Genomic DNA, 17,599 nt, shown 5'->3' with positions numbered 1-17,599 from the left:
ACCCCTCGTCCCCACTCACTCATCCCGTAGAGCGACGACGCTCGTCACCCGAGGAGAATCCATGAAGAGCACCCGCACGCGCGCGGCCCTGGCGGCCGTGACGCTGACCTCCCTGACGCTGGGCCTGGCCGCCTGCGGCTCCGGCGGAGGCGACGACTCCGGCGACGGCGAGGCCGGCGGTGCCGTGACCATCGACGCCGAGCACTCCGTCGGCGCGATGGACGACTTCGCCGTCGGCACCGACTTCAAGGCGACCGAGCCGGTGAAGTTCTCGCTCATGTACCGCGACATGCCGGACTACCCGGTGAAGGACGACTGGTCGGTCTTCAAGCACCTCGAGTCCGACCGCGGGGTCACCTTCGACCGCACCGACATCCCCCTGGCCGACTGGGACCAGAAGAAGTCGCTGCTCATCGGTTCCGGTGAGGCCGCCGACCTCATGCCGGTGTCGTACGCCGGGTCCGAGACGCAGTTCGTCTCGGGCGGCGCGATCCTGCCGGTGTCCGACTACCTGGACTACATGCCGAACTTCGCGGACAAGATCGAGAAGTGGGGGCTGCAGGAGGACCTCGACAACCTGCGCCAGGACGACGGCAAGTTCTACCTGCTGCCCGGCCTGCGGGAGAAGCCCGACGTGCAGTACTCGGTCATGATCAACGACGACATGTGGAAGAAGGCGGGGATCACCGAGGACCCGGCGACCTGGGAGGAGTTCGGCGAGGACCTCGAGAAGGTCAAGGCGGCGAACCCGGAGCTCAAGTACGCGTTCTCCGACCGCTGGAACGAGAACCCGAACCCCCTGGGCTCCCTGCTGAACGTCATGGCGCCCAACTTCGACACCGCGGCTGGCTGGGGCTACAACAACGCGCACTACGACGAGGGCACCGGGAAGTTCGAGCTGACCGGCACCACGGACGCGTACAAGCAGCTCCTGGAGACGGTGAACGGCTGGGTCGAGGACGGCACGATGGACCCGGAGATCACGCAGAACGACGACCAGGCCAAGCAGAAGTTCGTCACCGGCAAGTCCGCCGCCGTCTCCGCCAACACGCAGGAGCTCACCGTGTACCGCACGGCGATCGAGGACGCCGGCAAGGACTTCGCCACCCGGATGCTCACGATCCCCGGCGGCCCCGCCGGCAGCAACCTGCCCTCCGGCCGGTTCACCTCCGGCGTCATGATCTCCGCCGACGCGGCCGAGAAGCCGTACTTCAAGGCGCTGCTGCAGTACGTCGACTGGCAGTACTTCTCCGACCAGGGCATCGAGTTCGGCACGTTCGGCGTCGAGGGCGAGACGTACTCCAAGGGCTCCGACGGCACCCCGGTGCTGAACGACGACATCACCTGGGGCCCGATGAACCCGGGCGCGAAGAAGTTCCTGAACAAGGACTTCGGCTACAGCAACGGCGTGTTCGTGCTGGCCAACGGCTCCTCGCAGCAGCTCATCCAGGCCATGATGCCGGACGAGATCAAGGACTGGACCAACGCGGTGCTCGACTCCAAGACGATGCTCCCGGTCGCCCCCGCGGCCCGGCTGAACGAGATGGAGCTGGAGCAGAACACGCTGCTGGACACCCAGATCAAGGACGCCGTCGCCGCGGCGACCGCCGAGTTCATCACCGGCAAGCGGTCGTTCGACGACTGGGACGCGTACGTGGCCCAGATCGACGGGCTGGGGTCGCAGCAGTTCATCGACACCATGAACACCGCCCTGGAGCGTCAGGGCTGACCGACCGACGTCGCCGCCGGGCCCGCGCCGCACGGGCCCGGCGGCGACGTCTTCCACCCCTGCCGCCGCGGCGGCAGCACGACCAAACCGCGACCGGGAGCCTGATCTGTGACCACCGTCGTCGTCCCCACCGAGCCCACCGGAAGGCTCTCCGACGCCTGGCGTCGCTGCGTCGGCACCGGCCGGCTCAACCTGGCGCTGCGCCAGGACTACCAGGAGTCCCTGGCGCTCGTGCAGTCCGAGATCGGGTTCCGCCACGTGCGCGGCCACGGCCTGCTGTCCGACGACGTCGGCATCCACCGCCCCTACGACGCGGCGGGCCACCGCGGCACCCGCTACGCCTTCACCTACGCGGACCAGGTCGTCGACGCGTGGCTCGCGCAGGGCATCCGGCCGTTCCTCGAGCTCGGGTTCATGCCGTCGGCGCTCGCGTCCGGGGACCAGACGGTGTTCTGGTGGCAGGGCAACGTGACCCCGCCGCGCGACCACCGCGAGTGGGCGGCCCTGGTCCAGGCGGTGGTGCGGCACGAGATCGACCGCTACGGCCTCGACGAGGTGCGGCAGTGGCCGATCGAGGTGTGGAACGAGCCGAACCTCGACATCTTCTGGTCGGGCGCGTCGCAGGAGGCGTACTTCCGGCTGTACGAGGTCACCGCGGCGGCGGTGAAGGAGGTGGACGCCGACCTTCAGGTGGGCGGTCCCGCGATCTCGCCCGGCGCGGACGACTGGTGGGCGCCGTTCGCGGAGTTCGTCGAGCGCCGGGACGTGCCCGCCGACTTCGTGTCCTTCCACGCCTACACCACCGGCCCCGCGCAGGACGTGCCGTTCGGCACCTACCAGACGCTGCGCCACCCGCGGAACCTGCTGGACCAGTTCGCCACGCCGGCCAAGCTCCTCGCGGGCACCCGCCTGGAGGGGCTGCCCGCCCACGTCACCGAGTTCTCCACGAGCTACCGCCCGGACAACCCCGTGCACGACACGGCGTACCAGGCGGCGTCGCTGGCCCCGGTGCTCTCCGAGGGCGGCGACCTCGTCGACTCGTTCTCCTACTGGACCTTCTGCGACGTCTTCGAGGAGATCGGCATCCCGACGTCGGTGTTCCACGGGGGCTTCGGGATGCTCGGCCACCGGCAGCTGCGCAAGCCGGTGTTCCACCTCTACGCGTTCATGGCCCGGATGGGCACCCAGGTGCTGCACCGCGGCGCGGACCACCTCGTGACGCGCGACGACGACGGTCGCGTGACCGTGCTGGCCTGGCAGCCGGCGGGCGGCACGGCCGACGCCGAGGAGCCGGACCGGCACGAGCTGCGGCTGAGCCTGCCCGTCGGCGACGCGACGACGCGCCGGGCGTCCGTGCACCGCTCGCGCGTCAACGACGACGAGGGCAACGCGTTCAGCGCGTGGCGCCACCTCGGCCGCCCGGCGTCGCCGACGCCGCGGCAGCTCGACCTGCTGCACGAGGCCTCGGTCCCTGGCCGCACGCACACGTCGCTCGAGGTGGCGGGCGGCCGTGCCGACCTGGCCCTCACGCTCGCCCGGCACGAGGTGACGCTCGTGGAGATCGACCCGGTGCGCGACGAGACGCCGCCCTGGCTCGACGACGCGCGCATCCTGGGCCGAGGGCACGGTCGCGGGCTCGACGGCGACGGGCAGGCGTCCTGATGGCGGCCGCGGCGCCCCGCGAGTTCGGGGACGGCGTGCTGGCCCGGATCACGGCGCGCATCTACTGGTACGTCGTCGTGGGCGCCCTGGTCGCGCTGGGCTGCGTGCCCAGCCTGGTGCTGGTCGCGCTGCTCGACCGGTCCACGGGCAACGCCCTGCTGGTGCCCCTGTGCCTGGTCCCGGCGGCGCCGTTCCTGTCCGCGGGCCTCTTCGCCCTGCACGCGCGGGCGGGCGCCGACGAGCCCGTGCCGGGCCGTACGTTCCTGCGCGGTCTGCGGCTGAACTGGCTCGACGTGCTGCGTCTGTGGGTGCCCGCGACGGTGGTGCTCGGCGTCGTCCTCACGTCGGTCGTGCACCGCCAGGTCGCCGGGATCGGCGTGGCCTACGCCGTCGTGCTGGGCGTGGTGGGCCTCGTCGTGCTGCTCTGGGCCGTGCACGCTCTGCTGCTCGCGTCGCTGTTCTCCTTCCGGGCCCGCGACGTGGCCCGGCTGTCCGTGTACTACCTCGGCCGGCGGCCCGGCGTGACCGTCGGCCTGCTCGCGCTCGTCGTGGTGGCCGTCGGCGTCGTGTGGCTGGCGGGCGAGCTCGTGCTCGCCCTCGTCGCCGTCGCGTGGCTCGTCTTCCTGCTGCGCGTCGCGCAGCCCGTGCTCGACGACGTCCGCGCGCGCTTCGTCGCCTGACCTCCCGCACCGTCCGTACCACCCGATCACCGTCCGTCTCGGAGGACCGTCCGTGCCTGCCGCACAGCCCGCCCACCTGCCCGCCGGCCGCAAGATCCGCTACGGCGGCGACTACAACCCCGAGCAGTGGCCGCGGGAGGTGTGGGAGGCCGACCACGCGGCGTTCGACCTGGCGTCGATCGACACGGTGACGCTCAACGTCTTCTCCTGGGCGACGCTGCAGCCCGACGAGGACACGTACGACTTCGCGCTGCTGGACGCGATCGTCGAGCGCACCGTGGCCGCGGGCCGCGACGTCGTGCTGGCCACGTCGACCGGCGCGCTGCCGCCGTGGCTCGCGCACCGCCACCCCGAGGTGGAGCGCACCGACTTCCAGGGCCGGCGCCACGTGTACGGGCAGCGGCACAACGCCTGCCCCAGCTCGCCGGTGTACCGGCGGCTGTCCGCGGAGCTCGCGGGGCGCCTCGCCGAGCGGTACGCGGGCACGCCCGGCCTGGTCGCGTGGCACGTCGGCAACGAGTACGGCGGGTTCGACGGCGGCTGCTGGTGCGACCTGTGCGCGGCCGGCTTCCGCGCGTGGCTGCGGCAGCGGTACGGCACCCTCGACCGGCTCAACGAGGCGTGGAACGCGGCGTTCTGGTCGCACACGTTCACCGACTGGGAGCAGGTCGTGCCGCCCAACATGCTCAGCGAGCACTGGCGCGGCCCGGACCACACGGCCTTCCAGGGCATCACGCTCGACTACCGGCGGTTCATGTCCGACGCGATGCTCGCGAACTTCCGTGACGAGAAGGCGCGCATCCGCGAGCACGACGCGACGACGCCGGTCACGACCAACTTCATGGGCATGTTCCGCCCGATCGACTACCACCGCTGGGCCGACGACCTGGACTTCGCCTCCTGGGACAACTACCCGCCCGGGCAGCGCGAGCACGCGCGCATGGCGCTGGCCCACGACGTCATGCGTGGGCTCAAGGGCGGTGCGCCGTTCTGGGTCATGGAGCAGACGCCGACCATCACCGCGTCGCGCGACGTCAACCCGGTGAAGCGGCCGGGCGTGCTGCGGCTGTGGTCGTGGCAGGCCGTGGCGCACGGTGCGGACGCCGTCCTGTACTTCCAGATGCGGCAGTCGAAGGGGGCGTGCGAGAAGTACCACGGGGCCGTGCTCGACCACGCCGGCCGCACCGACACCCGCGCGTTCCGGGAGGTCGCGGCGCTCGGGGCGGAGCTCGACGCGCTGGGCGACGCCGTCCTCGGCGCCCGCACGCCCGCCCGCGTGGCCCTGCTCTTCGACTGGGACTCCTGGTGGGCCGCGGAGATGACGGACGGCTTCAACCGGCACGCCCGGTACGTCGACACCGTGCTCGCGTACTACCGCGCGCTGTGGCAGGCGGGGGCGCAGGTCGACGTCGTGCCGGTCACCGCCGACCTCGCGCGGTACGACGTCGTGCTCGCGCCCATGCTGCACGTGCTCAAGGGCGACGTCGCCGAGCGGCTGGAGGGCGTCGTCGCGCGCGGCGGCTCGGTGCTCGCGTCGTACTGGTCCGGCCGCGCGGACGAGGACGCGAACGCCTACCTCATGGACGCCCCCGGCCCGCTCGGCCGGCTGTTCGGCGTCCGTGTCGAGGAGACCGACTCCGCCGAGCCGGGCGTCACCAACCCGGTCACCCTGGACGACGGCGCGGGCGACGGAGTCGTCTCCGACGCAACGCTCGTGTTCGAGGTGCTCGTGCCGCAGGGCGCGGACGTCGTCGGCACCTACGGCGCCGAGTTCTACGCCGGGACGCCCGCGGTGACGCGCCACCGCCACGCCGGCCGCGGTGCGCACGACGACGGGGAGGGCGGCGGCGCGGCCTGGTACGTCGCGACGGCGCTCGACGACGCAGGCGTCGCGTGGGTCGTGCGCCGGGTGCTGGACGGGCACGGGCTGGTCGGCCCGTACGCCGACGCGCCCGACGTCGAGCTGGCGGTCCGCGAGCACGACGGTGGGCGGTTCGCCTTCGTGCTGAACCACGCGACCGAGGCCGTCGACGTCGCGGCCCACGCCGCGGGCACGGACCTGCTCACCGGGCGCCGGATCGGGGCGGGGGAGCTGCTCCACCTGGAGCCCACCGACGTCGTGCTCCTGCGCGAGGACTGAACCGCGTCGCCCGCCCGATCGGCCGGGTCTGGCGTCGGCCACGGTATATCGATAAAACGAATAGAAAACGTTGTCAGAACTCCTTGCCCGGGCCGACGGCGGCCTGGCAAGGTCGAGAGCGCTCGGTGCGGGATCGACGACGTCCCGCTCGGGCGCCATCCACACCTTCATGTTCCACCTCTGATGTCGGCGCGTGATGTTAGCGCTCACATCGATCGGCACGACGACGTACCGTCCACACGAGGAGTTGAACAGCACCATGGCAGCGACCATCACACGCAGGCGACGGGGCCGCGCAGCGGCGGCCCTCACCGCCCTGACCCTCGCCGTCACCACCGGGATCGCGCTGGGCGCGACGGCGGCCCAGGCCGCCTCGACGCTCGGGGCGGCGGCCGAGGCGCAGGGCCGATACTTCGGGGCGGCCGTGGCCGCGTCGAGGCTGAGCGACCCCGTCTACACCGGGATCCTCGACCGCGAGTTCTCGTCGGTCACGGCGGAGAACGAGATGAAGTGGGACGCGACGGAGCCGTCCCAGGGCCAGTTCAGCTACACCCGCGGCGACCAGATCCTCGACCACGCCGTGGCGAACGGCATGGACGTGCGCGGGCACGCGCTGCTGTGGCACTCGCAGGAGCCGGCCTGGGCGCAGACGATGGAAGGGCCCGCGCTGCGACAGGCGATGCTCAACCACGTCACGCAGGTCGCCACGCACTACAGGGGCAAGGTCTACGCCTGGGACGTGGTCAACGAGGCGTTCTCCGACTGGCCCGAGGGCGTGCGTCGCGACTCCAACCTGCAGCGCACCGGCAACGACTGGATCGAGGCGGCCTTCCGCGCCGCCCGCGCCGCCGACCCGGGCGCGAAGCTCTGCTACAACGACTACGGCACGGACGGGATCGGCGCCAAGTCGAACGCCGTCTACGCCATGGTCAAGGACTTCAAGTCCCGCGGCGTCCCCATCGACTGCGTCGGCTTCCAGAGCCACCTCACCACCCTGCCGAGCGACTACCAGGCCAACCTCCAGCGGTTCGCGGACCTGGGCGTGGACGTGCAGATCACCGAGCTCGACGTCGCGGCCGGCCCGCAGCAGGCGGCCATCTTCGGGTCCGTGACGAAGGCGTGCCTCGCCGTCGCGCGCTGCACCGGCATCACGGTGTGGGGCATCCGCGACAGCGACTCGTGGCGCACGGGCGAGGACCCGCTGCTCTTCGACGACGCCGGGCAGCCCAAGGCCGCCTACACCGCCGTGCTCGACGCCCTCAACGGCGGCAGCACGCCCCCGCCCACCATCCCGGGCGTCGACCCGTCGGCCTGGTACGTGCTCCTGAACCGGCAGAGCGGCAAGGCGCTCGACGTGTACAACCGGTCCACGGCCGACAAGGCCGACGTCGTCCAGTGGACGCGCAACGACGGCACGCAGCAGCAGTGGCGCTTCGAGCCCTCCGGCGGCGGCTACCAGCTCAAGTCGCGCCTGTCGGGGAAGGTGCTCGACGTGCTCGACTGGTCGACCGCCAACGGCGGCGACGTGGTCCAGTTCGAGGATCGCGACGGCGAGAACCAGCAGTGGACGGTCACCGCGAACGGCGGCTACCTCACCCTCGTCAACCGCTACAGCGGCAAGGCGCTCGAGGTGCAGGGCGGGTCCACCGCCGACGGCGCCGACGTCGTCCAGTACGACAGCTGGGGCGGCGCGAACCAGCAGTGGCAGCTCGTGAAGGTGGGCTGACGATGTCGACACGGAAGCCGACACGGAAGCCGACACGGAAGACGACGCGGAAGACGATGCGAGACACGGCGCGGACGACGGCCCGGCGCACGGTGCGCCGGGGGATCGCGGCGCTCGTGGCCGGGGCGACGGTGCTGGTCGGCGGGCTGGTCGCGGTGGCGACGGCACCCGCCGCGGCCGCCGCCCCGGCGGCGGACACCTGGTACGTGCTGGTGAACCGGAACAGCGGCAAGGCGCTGGACGTGTACAACCTGTCCCTGGCGGACAAGGCGGACATCGTCCAGTGGCCCCGCAACGACGGGGCGCAGCAGCAGTGGCGGTTCCTCGACTCGGGCGGCGGGTACTACCGGCTCCAGTCGCGGCTGTCCGGCAAGGTGCTCGACGTCCTGGACTTCTCGACCGCGAACGGCGGCGAGGTGGTCCAGTTCGAGGACCGCAACGGCACCAACCAGCAGTGGCGGGTCACGGAGTCGGGCGGCTACGCCACCCTGGTCAACCGGAACAGCAGCAAGGCGCTCGAGGTGCAGGGCGCGTCCACCGCCGACGCCGCGAACGTGGTCCAGTACGACAGCTGGGGCGGGGCCAACCAGCAGTGGCAGCTCGTCCCCGTGGACGACGTCGCGCCGAGCGCGCTCCCGTCGTCGTTCTCCTGGAGCTCCAGCGGCGTGCTCGCCGGCCCGAAGCCGGACGCCACCCACCCGAGCGTGGCCATCAAGGACTTCTCGGTGATCCGGTACGGCGGCCAGTGGCAGGTGTACGCGACCACCGCGAGCCGGAACGGCTGGGGCCTGGTGCACTTCGCGTTCACGGACTGGGCGGACGCGAAGAACGCGACGTACACCTACCTCGACACCTCGGGGATCGGGCCCGGCTACCGGGCCGCGCCCCAGGTGTTCCAGAACTCCCGCGACGGCCTGTGGTACATGGTCTACCAGACCGGCCCGCCGACGTACTCCACGACGACGGACCCCAGCAACCCTCGGTCCTGGTCGGCCCCGAAGCCGCTCATCGCGAACGAGCCGGCGATCGTCACCCAGAACAAGGGCGACGGGCAGTGGATCGACTTCTGGAACGTCTGCGACGACGCGACCTGCTACCTGTACTTCAGCGACGACAACGGCCACATGTACCGGGCCAGGACGTCCGTCGAGGAGTTCCCGAACGGGTTCGGCGACACCGAGCTGTTCATGAGCGACACCAAGAACAACCTGTTCGAGGCGTCCAACGTGTACCGGGTCGACGGGAGCGACGAGTACCTCATGATCGTGGAGGCGATCGGGTCCACCGGGCGGCGCTACTTCCGGTCGTGGACCGCGACGGACCTCGGCGGGGCCTGGACGCCGCTCGCCAGCACGGAGTCGTCGCCCTTCGCCGGCCGCGCGAACGTGTCCTTCCCGGGCGGCACGGCGTGGACGCAGGACTTCAGCCACGGCGAGCTGGTGCGGTCGGCCAACGACGAGACCCTGCCGATCAGCCCGTGCCGGCTCCAGTACGTCTACCAGGGGATCGATCCGTCGGCCGGTGGGGACTACCTCCTGCTGCCCTGGCGGATGGGGCTGCTCACGCAGACGAACTCGACGTGCTGAGGCGCGCCGCACGGCAACAGCCACGGATGCAGACACGGACACCGGCGCAGACACAGAATCAGACAGGAGAGCAGATGATGCACGCAGCACGCGTTCAGCGACGAACGCGATGGGCGGCCGCGCTCGCGGCCGGGACGATCGCGGTGACGGCGCTCGCCGCCGGCGGGACGGCGTCGGCGGCCAGCATGTCGGCGAGCACGGCGGACGACGACGCGACGTCGTTCCGGTGGACCACCGGCGACCCGGTGATCTCGCCGCAGCCCGACGCGACGCACGACTCCGTCGCGGTCAAGGACCCGACCGTCGTCAAGGTCGGCAAGCGGTACCACGTGTTCTTCACGACGACGCCCGGCGAGGGGAAGGGCTGGCACATCGCGCACAAGAGCTTCGAGAGGTGGTCGGACGCGGACGCCGCCCCGATCACGTACCTGGACACGACGGCGATCGGCCCGGGCTACCGGGCGGCTCCCCAGGTGTTCTACTTCGCGCCGCAGAAGACGTGGTACCTGATCTACCAGGACGGCAACGCCGCCTACTCCACCACGCAGGACATCGACGACCCGACGTCCTGGAGCGCGCCGAAGCACTTCTACGACGGGATGCCGCAGATCGTCCAGGACAACATCGGCAACGGGTTCTGGCTCGACTTCTGGAACATCTGCGACGACGAGACGTGCTACCTGTTCTCCACCGACGACAACGGGCACCACTACCGGTCCGAGACGTCGGTCCAGGACTTCCCGCACGGGTACACGAACACCGTGATCGCGAAGGAGGACCCGAACCGCTTCTCGATGTTCGAGGGCGACGCCGTGTACAAGCTCGAGGGCACGGACCGGTACCTCATGATGATCGAGGCGTTCGGCCCCGACGGCGCCCGCATGTACAAGGCGTGGACGGCGGACGGCCTGGACGCCGTCGGGGACGAGTGGGAGCCGCTCGCCGTGACCGGTGACGACCCGTTCGCCCGGACCGCGTTCACCACGTTCACCACGCAGCGCTGGACGGACGACTTCTCCCACGGCGAGCTGCTGCGCAGCGGCAGGTCCCAGGAGCTGACCGTCGACCCGTGCCAGCCGCTGCAGTTCCTCTTCCAGGGCTACGACCCGGCCGCGCCGTCGGGCCCGGGCTACGGCGACAAGCCGTACCAGCTCGGGCTCGCGACCGCCGACGGGCCCAACCCGATCAGCGCGATGTGCGCCGACGGCTGAGCGCGCGGTGGCGCCGAGGCCCCACCTGGTCCCGACCGGGTGGGGCCTCGGCGTCTCGGCGCCGGGTCACGAGGACCCGACCGGCTCAGTCCGCGACGACGCCGGTGACCGTGCCGCCGCTGCGGGTGACGGTGTAGTCCACCGTGTCGCCGCTCCAGAAGTGGAACGTCAGCGAGACGGGCTCGCCGTCGCGCAGGGTGTCGAGGTAGGCCGGGCGCAGCAGGATCGCGCCGGCCTCCTCGTCGGGGGCGAACGACGCGTCGAACTCCTGGAACGGCGTCCAGCTCTGCGGGCCGGCGCCGGTGCCGTCCGCGTAGACCGACGCCATGGTGGCGAGGCGGTCGCCGCGGAACTGCGTGGGGATCGAGACGCCGTCGGCGACGGTGCCGGCGGCGTCCGCGAGCACGGGGGTGTCGGCCGCGATGACGTGGATCCGCCACGGCACGCCCGCGGTGAAGCGCGCCTCGAGCGTGGCGTGCGCGCCGTACGCGCCGTCGCCGACCAGCCGCGTCAGGTAGTCGGCCGAGAGCGTCACCTCGTCGCCGGCGACGGCGGCGTCCGCGGCGGCGACCGGCGCGCCGTCGAGGAACAGCCCCTCGAGCTGCGTGTCGTGGGGCTCGAGCGTGACCGTCTGCGCGGTCACGTCGCCCGGGCGGACGAACACCTGGTCCGTGGACGCGGTGCCGGACCGGGTGGTCCAGCTCGACGAGACCTGCGCCCACAGCTCGGGGTCGCTCCACGTGAAGCCGGTGCGGTCGAGGTGCTGGCCGTTGTCCCAGAGCATGGTCGTGACGCCGGCCTCGCGGGCCTGGTGGCCGAGCTCCTCGAAGAACTTCAGCTTCTCGCCCTGCTCGATGGTGCCGGTGTGGCGGTCGAAGCCGAGCAGCCCGTACTCGCCGAGGATCACCGGGATCCCCTGGTCGACGAACGTGGCCCGCACGCGGTCGAACGTGCCGGTCAGGTCGGCCCGGGCGGTGTCGTCGAAGCGGGTGCCGCCCGCGACGTTCACGCTGAACGGCCAGTAGCCGTAGTAGTGCACGGTGGCGGCGAGCTGCGGGTCGTCGAGCTCGGCGATGGTGTCGGCGAGGGCGTCGAGCCGCTCCTGCCCGGCGTTGGTGTGCAGCGTGGGCAGCACGAGCACGCGGTCGGCGTTGCGGCCCCCGGACGCACGCACCACCTCGTGGAACACCGTGTTGAGGTCGTCGAGCAGCACGTCGCCCCGGGCGTCGTCCACGCCGGCGAACTGCGGCTCGTTGAGGCTCTCGAACAACAGCTCGGACGGGTGGTCGCGGAACCGCTCGGCGAGCTGCTCCCACGTGGCGCGGAAGCGGTCGCGCACGCCGTCCGGGTCGGTGGACATCGCGTTCGCCCAGAGCCACGAGTCGTGGTGGACGTCGAGCAGCACGTAGAGGTCCTCGGCGAGGGCCTGGTCCACGACCTCCTCGACGCGGTCGAGGTACGCCGCGTCGAGGGTGTGGTCGGGGGCGCCGCCCTGGTGGTCGTCCCAGGTGACCGGGATGCGCACGCTGCGGAAGCCCTCGTCCTTCACCGCGGCGAGGAGCTCCGGCGTGACGCGCGGGTTGCCCCAGGCGGTCTCGTCGGCGCCGACGGCGTCGAGCGAGTTGCCGAGGTTCCAGCCGGGCTGCATCGCGGCCACCGTCTCGGCCGCGTCGTCCGCGCGGTGGGGGTGCGCCGGGTGCGCCGGGTGCGTGGGATGTGCGGGGTGCTGCGGATGCGCCGGTGCGGCGCCGGCCGGGGCGGCGAGCCCGGCGGCCAGCGCCAGGCCCGCCGCGAGGGCGGTGAGCGTCGTCCTGAGCGGTCGTTTCACGGTGGTGCCCTTCGTCGCGCACGGGTGATGGTCGTGGCTCCGACCGGCCGGACCGACGGCGTCGCCGGTCCGGCAGTCGAAGCGCTTCGAAACCCTGGCGAGCGGGACGCCGTCCTGTCAACCTCCTGAAACGTTACGGATCCGGCGTCCGACCGCCCGTCACACCACCCGGCGGTAGGCCACCACGGCGGCGGTGCCGAACACGGCGAGGAACGCCGCGCTCCACAGCAGGGTCGCGACCGCCGGCCCGGCGACCGGGCCGCCCAGCAGCAGCCCCTGGCTCGCCTCGACCGCGCGGCTCACCGGGTTCACCTCGGCCCAGGCCTGCAGCCAGCCCGGCATCGTCTCGACCGGCGCGGCCATGCCCGTGCCGAACACCAGCGGGAACGGCAGCAGGAAGCCGACCGTCGAGACCATGATCTCGTCGCGCAGCAGCACCGCCACGAGCACGGTCAGCCAGCACAGGGAGAAGCCGAGGACGATCGCCAGCCCGCACGCGGCAAGGGTGTGCAGCAGCCCCGTCTCGACCCGGAAGCCGAGCGCGTACCCGACGCCGAACAGCACGGCGAGGGCGATGACGTACCGGACGGCGTCGGCGAGCACCGAGCCCAGCAGCATCGCGGCGCGGGGCACGGGCATGCTGCGGAACCGGTCGAACACGCCCTTCCTCATGTCCTGCACGATGCTGAGGCCGGTGGCGACCTGCCCGGTGAGCACCGTGGTGAGCACGAGGATCCCGGGGAACAGGTACTGCAGGTACTCCTGCGTGGACCCGGCGACCGCGCCGCCGAACAGGTAGACGAACAGGACGAGGAACACGACGGGCAGGATGACGGCGTCGGCCAGCTCGCCCGGGTTGCGCCGGGTCTTCGTGAGACTGCGGCGCGCCAGGGCCAGGCTGTGGCGGGCGAGCGGCCAGCGGCGTGAGGGCGACGGCGCCCTCCGGCGGTGCGGTGCGGCGTCGACGGGGACGGTGGCCGCGGCGGTGGTCATGGTTCCTCCCTCGGGGTGGTGCGGTGGCCGTCGGTCAGGGCGAAGAAGACCTCGTCGAGACCCGGCAGGCGCAGGGCCAGCTCGGTGACCGCGACGTCCGCGTCCTCGAGCCCGCGCACGACGGCGGAGAACGCGCGCTCGTCGTCCACGGACGCCGTGACCACGCCGCCGCGCGGCGGGGCGACGTCCTGCCCGGTGACGTGTGCGACCACGCCCGCCGCGGCCCCGGCCCGGCCCGGGTCGCGCGGCCGCACGACCACCGTCTGCCCGCCGACCTGCTGCTTCAGGCCCGCCGGGGTGTCGTGGGCGATGACGCGGCCATGGTCGATCACGGTGATCTCGTCGGCCAGGGCGTCGGCCTCCTCCAGGTACTGCGTGGTGAGCAGCACGGTGGTGCCGTCGTCCGCGAGCGACCGGATGGTCTGCCACAGCTCCTCGCGCTTGCCCGGGTCGAGCCCGGTGGTCGGCTCGTCGAGGAACAGGACGCTCGGCGAGCCGACGAGGCTGGCGGCGAGGTCGAGGCGGCGGCGCATCCCGCCGGAGTAGGTGGACGCGCGCCGCCGGCCGGCGTCGGCGAGCCCGAACCGCTCCAGCAGACGCGCGGCCCGGGCGCGGGCCTCGGGCGTGGGCAGGTCGAGCAGGCGACCGAACAGCTCGAGGTTCTCGGCGCCCGTGAGGTCCTCGTCCACCGTCGCGTACTGGCCGGTGAGGCCGATGCGCCGGCGCACCTCGACCGGGTCGCGCCCGACGTCCACGCCGTCGACCAGCGCGCGCCCCGCGTCCGGCCGCAGCAGCGTGGCCAGCACCCGGATGGCGGTCGTCTTCCCGGCCCCGTTCGGGCCCAGGACGCCGAGCACCGTGCCGCGCTCGGCGCGCAGGTCGACGCCGTCGAGCGCCGTCGTCGCCCCGAACGCCTTGACGAGGCCCTCGGCCTCGAGCGCGGCGGTCACGACGACGCCCCGGGCGCGCTGTCGGGCGTGATGTCCGGCGTGACGTCGAGGCGGCGCCCGAAGAGGCCGCCCGGGTCGTAGGAGCGCTCGACCGCCCGCAGCCGCGCGAGCGTCGCGGGCGGGTAGGCCGCGTGCAGGTCGGCGTCCGTGGCGGTGCCCTGGAAGTTCACGTACGCGCCGGTGCCGTGGGCGGCCACGCCGCGCCAGCCGGCGAGCGCGGCCTCGACGTCGGCGGAGGACGCCTCCTGCGGGACGACGGCGCCGCCCACCACCAGGGTCTCCGCGTCGCGGTGGGCGAACGCCGTCGCGTCGGGCAGGACCCGCGAGAACGCGCCGCCGAGGGCGCGCAGCGCCAGCGCGAGCGGCCGGTCGCCCGCGGACGCTGCGGCCACCGCCGCGACGGCGTCGTCGTCGAGCCGCGGCACCAGCACGTTCCGGCCGACCAGGCGCACGCCCGGCGGGTGGTGGCCGCCCTCCGCGAGGACGTCGGCGTACGGCACCGTCGCGACCGTGTCGTCCAGCATCGTGCCGAGGTGCTGCAGCGGCTCGATCGACCGCTCGGCGGCCGCCGGGTCGTCGTGGGACGCGCAGACCAGGACCGACGCCGACGCCGGGCGGTCGCCCGTGGGCGGGGAGAGCACGAGCGTGCTGCTCAGCTCCTCGTCGGCGCCGCGCAGGACGTCGCGCCAGCCCGCGACGAGGGCGGCCGGGTCGTCGGGGGCGAGGGAGAGCGCGCCGAAGCGGACGTCGCCCACGCGGGCCGCGACGAGGTCGAGGCTCGTCGCGACGCCGACGTGGCCGCCCCCGCCCCGCAGCGCCCAGAACAGGCCCGCGTGGGAGTCCTCGCTCGCGACCACGGTCCGGCCGTCGGCGAGCACCACCCGGGCCCCGACCAGGGCGTCGACCGCCAGGCCGTGCTTCCGCACCATCCACCCGACGCCGCCGCCGAGCGTCAGCCCGCCCACGCCGACGCTCGCCGTGTCGCCGGAGGAGATCCCCAGGCCGTGCGGCGCGAGCGCCGCCGCGACCCGGCCCCACGTGGCGCCGGCGCCCACGCGCACGAGGCGTCGGTGCGGGTCCAGCGCCTCGACCGCGTCCAGGTGGCGCAGGTCGACGACGACCCCGCCGTCGTTGGTGGCGCGGCCGGTGAGGCCGTGCCCGCCGGAGCGGACCGACAGGGGCAGCCCCTCGCGCGCCGCGTACGTCACGGCCGCCGCCACCTCCGCCTCGTCGCGGGGGCGCGCCACCAGGGCGGGGGAGCCGGTGGCGAACACGGTGCGTCGCGCGTCGTCGTAGCCGTCGTCTCCGGGGACGACGACGTCGCCCAGCCCGGCAGGGATGCGGCGGGGTGCCTGGACGCGGGGTGCCCGGATGCCCGGTGCCTGGATGCTCATGGTGGTGCTCCTTCGTCCGTCGCTCTCGGTCGTTCGTGGTCCCGATCCTTCGCGGCGGGGGCGGGTCGGCGCGTCCGCCCGACGGCGACACCTGCGGCTACCGGCCGGGGCGTCGGGCCGGCGCCGTCGTACCGCGGGGGGAGTAGGCGCAGGGTGCTCCCCGCGCCGGATGCGGTGGCTCCGGGGGCGCACCTACGCTGCCGGGATGGGAACGGGACGGGCACGGGAGCGGATCCTCGCGGCGGGCTGGCTGGTCTCCCTCGGCGTCGCGGGCGTCGCGGTGCTGCAGTGGCGCGCGTACGTGCGCGAGGTGGAGCAGCGGGCCGAGGACGCCGAGCGCACGCGGGACGAGGTAGCCCGGCGTCGCGCCGTCGAGGAGCGGCTGCGCATCGCGCGCGAGCTGCACGACTCCCTGACGCACAGCATCTCCGTGATCAAGATGCAGGCGGGGGTGGCCGCCCACCTCGCGCGCAAGCGGGGCGAGGAGCCGCCGCCCGCGCTGCTGGCGATCCAGGAGGCCAGCACCGACGCCGCGCGCGAGCTGCGCTCCACCCTCGACGTGCTGCGGCGCGACGGCGAGCCCAACGGCAACGGTCTGGACCGGCTCGCCACGCTCGTCGAGCGCGCCGAGGCCGCCGGCGTGCCCACCACCGTGCGGGTCGTCGGCGACCGGCGCACGCTGCCCGCCGAGACCGACCAGGCCGCCTACCGGGTGGTGCAGGAGGCGCTCACCAACGTCGCCCGGCACGGCGGCCCCGCCGCGGCCGCGACCGTGAGGGTGGCGTTCGGGGCCACGGAGCTGACCCTCGAGGTCGACGACGACGGCCGGGGCGCGGCCGGCCCGCCCGAGCCCGGCCACGGGCTGACCGGGATGCGCGAGCGCGTCACCGCCCTCGGCGGCACCCTCGACGCCGGGCCGGGGAACGACGGCGGGTTCGCGGTGCGCGTCACGCTTCCGCTGCCCGCACCGTCGCGGCGGCCCGTGGCGGCACCCGTGTCGGGCGAGCCGGCGGCCCGCGCGTGATCCGCGTCGGCCTCGTCGACGACCAGGCCCTCATCCGCTCCGGCATCCGGGCGCTGCTCGATGCGGAGGACGACGTCGAGGTGGTCGCGGAGGGCGCCGACGGGCACGACGGCGTGCGCCTCGCGCGCGAGCTGCGGCCCGACGTCGTGCTCATGGACGTGCAGATGCCCGGCATGGACGGCATCGCCGCGACCCGCGAGATCGCGGCCGACGACGCGCTGGCCGGCGTGCACGTCGTCGTGCTGACGAACTACGGCATCGACGAGTACGTGTTCGAGGCGCTGCGCGCGGGCGCGAGCGGGTTCGTCGTCAAGGACACCGAGCCCGCCGACCTCGTCGAGGCGGTGCGCGCCGCCGTGCGGGGCGACGCGCTGCTCTCCCCGGCCATCACGCGCCGGCTCATCAGCGAGTTCGTCGCCCGGCCGCCGGACGCGATCGCCGCCGACGGCCTCGACCTGCTCACGCCGCGCGAGCGCGAGGTGGTGGCGCTCGTCGCGCACGGGCTGTCCAACGACGAGATCGCCGAGCGGATGGTGCTCAGCCCGCTCACCGCGAAGACGCACGTCAGCCGGGCCATGACCAAGCTGGGCGCGCGCGACCGCGCCCAGCTCGTGGTCTTCGCCTACGAGTCGGGGATCGTCTCCCCGCGCTCGCGGCCCGCCGACCGCGCGTAGCG

The 17,599-nt window shown here is 73.1% G+C and carries 13 protein-coding genes; 9 read left to right on the top strand and 4 right to left on the bottom strand.

The features are described 5' to 3' along the window. Positions 1-61: 61 nt before the first annotated feature. The 7 genes from ACQP60_RS20050 (at position 62) to ACQP60_RS20020 (ending at position 10,734) form a co-directional block, all read left to right on the top strand. Positions 62-1,729, top strand: coding sequence for an ABC transporter substrate-binding protein (locus ACQP60_RS20050; protein WP_429736247.1), 1,668 nt, complete (start codon positions 62-64; stop codon positions 1,727-1,729). Between the two features lie 108 nt (positions 1,730-1,837). Next, complete coding sequence (locus tag ACQP60_RS20045; RefSeq protein ID WP_429736245.1) at positions 1,838-3,391, top strand: GH39 family glycosyl hydrolase; 1,554 nt, start codon at positions 1,838-1,840, stop codon at positions 3,389-3,391. Next, the gene (locus ACQP60_RS20040; protein WP_429736243.1) at positions 3,391-4,071 is read left to right on the top strand and encodes a DUF624 domain-containing protein; all 681 of its coding nucleotides are present in this window, start codon (positions 3,391-3,393) and stop codon (positions 4,069-4,071) included. The genes ACQP60_RS20045 and ACQP60_RS20040 overlap by 1 nt, the downstream gene beginning before the upstream one ends. Before the next feature lie 52 nt (positions 4,072-4,123). Further along, positions 4,124-6,211 (top strand): beta-galactosidase, encoded by a 2,088-nt coding sequence (locus ACQP60_RS20035; RefSeq protein WP_429736241.1) that lies wholly within the window; start codon positions 4,124-4,126, stop codon positions 6,209-6,211. Positions 6,212-6,470: 259 nt separating this feature from the next. Further along, a complete protein-coding gene (locus tag ACQP60_RS20030; protein ID WP_429736239.1) occupies positions 6,471-7,937 on the top strand; it encodes a glycoside hydrolase family 10 protein in 1,467 nt (488 codons plus the stop codon). Between the two features lie 56 nt (positions 7,938-7,993). Then, positions 7,994-9,523 carry a non-reducing end alpha-L-arabinofuranosidase family hydrolase gene (locus ACQP60_RS20025; RefSeq protein ID WP_429736237.1) on the top strand — a complete coding sequence of 510 codons (1,530 nt, stop codon included), beginning with the start codon at positions 7,994-7,996 and terminating at the stop codon, positions 9,521-9,523. A 74-nt stretch (positions 9,524-9,597) separates the two neighbouring features. Beyond that, entirely contained in the window at positions 9,598-10,734 is a 1,137-nt protein-coding gene (locus tag ACQP60_RS20020) for a non-reducing end alpha-L-arabinofuranosidase family hydrolase (protein WP_429736235.1), read from the top strand. Positions 10,735-10,819: 85 nt separating this feature from the next. Here ACQP60_RS20020 and ACQP60_RS20015 read toward each other — a convergent pair whose 3' ends face one another. From ACQP60_RS20015 to ACQP60_RS20000, 4 genes are all read right to left on the bottom strand, one after another. After that, positions 10,820-12,562: a cellulase family glycosylhydrolase gene (locus ACQP60_RS20015; RefSeq protein ID WP_429736233.1), complete on the bottom strand. Its 1,743-nt coding sequence runs from the start codon at positions 12,560-12,562 to the stop codon at positions 10,820-10,822. A 159-nt stretch (positions 12,563-12,721) separates the two neighbouring features. Beyond that, positions 12,722-13,555, bottom strand: coding sequence for an ABC transporter permease (locus ACQP60_RS20010; RefSeq protein ID WP_429736231.1), 834 nt, complete (start codon positions 13,553-13,555; stop codon positions 12,722-12,724). Continuing rightward, a complete protein-coding gene (locus ACQP60_RS20005) occupies positions 13,552-14,505 on the bottom strand; it encodes an ATP-binding cassette domain-containing protein (protein ID WP_429736229.1) in 954 nt (317 codons plus the stop codon). The genes ACQP60_RS20010 and ACQP60_RS20005 overlap by 4 nt, the downstream gene beginning before the upstream one ends. Continuing rightward, entirely contained in the window at positions 14,502-15,899 is a 1,398-nt protein-coding gene (locus ACQP60_RS20000; protein ID WP_429736227.1) for an FAD-binding oxidoreductase, read from the bottom strand. The genes ACQP60_RS20005 and ACQP60_RS20000 overlap by 4 nt, the downstream gene beginning before the upstream one ends. Before the next feature lie 205 nt (positions 15,900-16,104). On the opposite strand from ACQP60_RS20000, the gene ACQP60_RS19995 reads away from it, so the two are divergent. Then, on the top strand, positions 16,105-16,923 hold the full coding sequence (locus ACQP60_RS19995; protein ID WP_429736225.1) for a sensor histidine kinase: 819 nt from the start codon (positions 16,105-16,107) through the stop codon (positions 16,921-16,923). Then, complete coding sequence (locus ACQP60_RS19990) at positions 16,920-17,597, top strand: response regulator (protein WP_429736223.1); 678 nt, start codon at positions 16,920-16,922, stop codon at positions 17,595-17,597. Before ACQP60_RS19995 ends, ACQP60_RS19990 begins: the two co-directional genes overlap by 4 nt. Positions 17,598-17,599: the final 2 nt, after the last annotated feature.

Origin of the sequence: Isoptericola variabilis, from assembly GCF_050311655.1 — a bacterium.
Taxonomy (GTDB): domain Bacteria; phylum Actinomycetota; class Actinomycetes; order Actinomycetales; family Cellulomonadaceae; genus Isoptericola; species Isoptericola variabilis.
The sequence above is the reverse complement of the archived record's forward strand: the minus strand, read 5'-3'. Positions and strand labels throughout refer to the sequence as shown.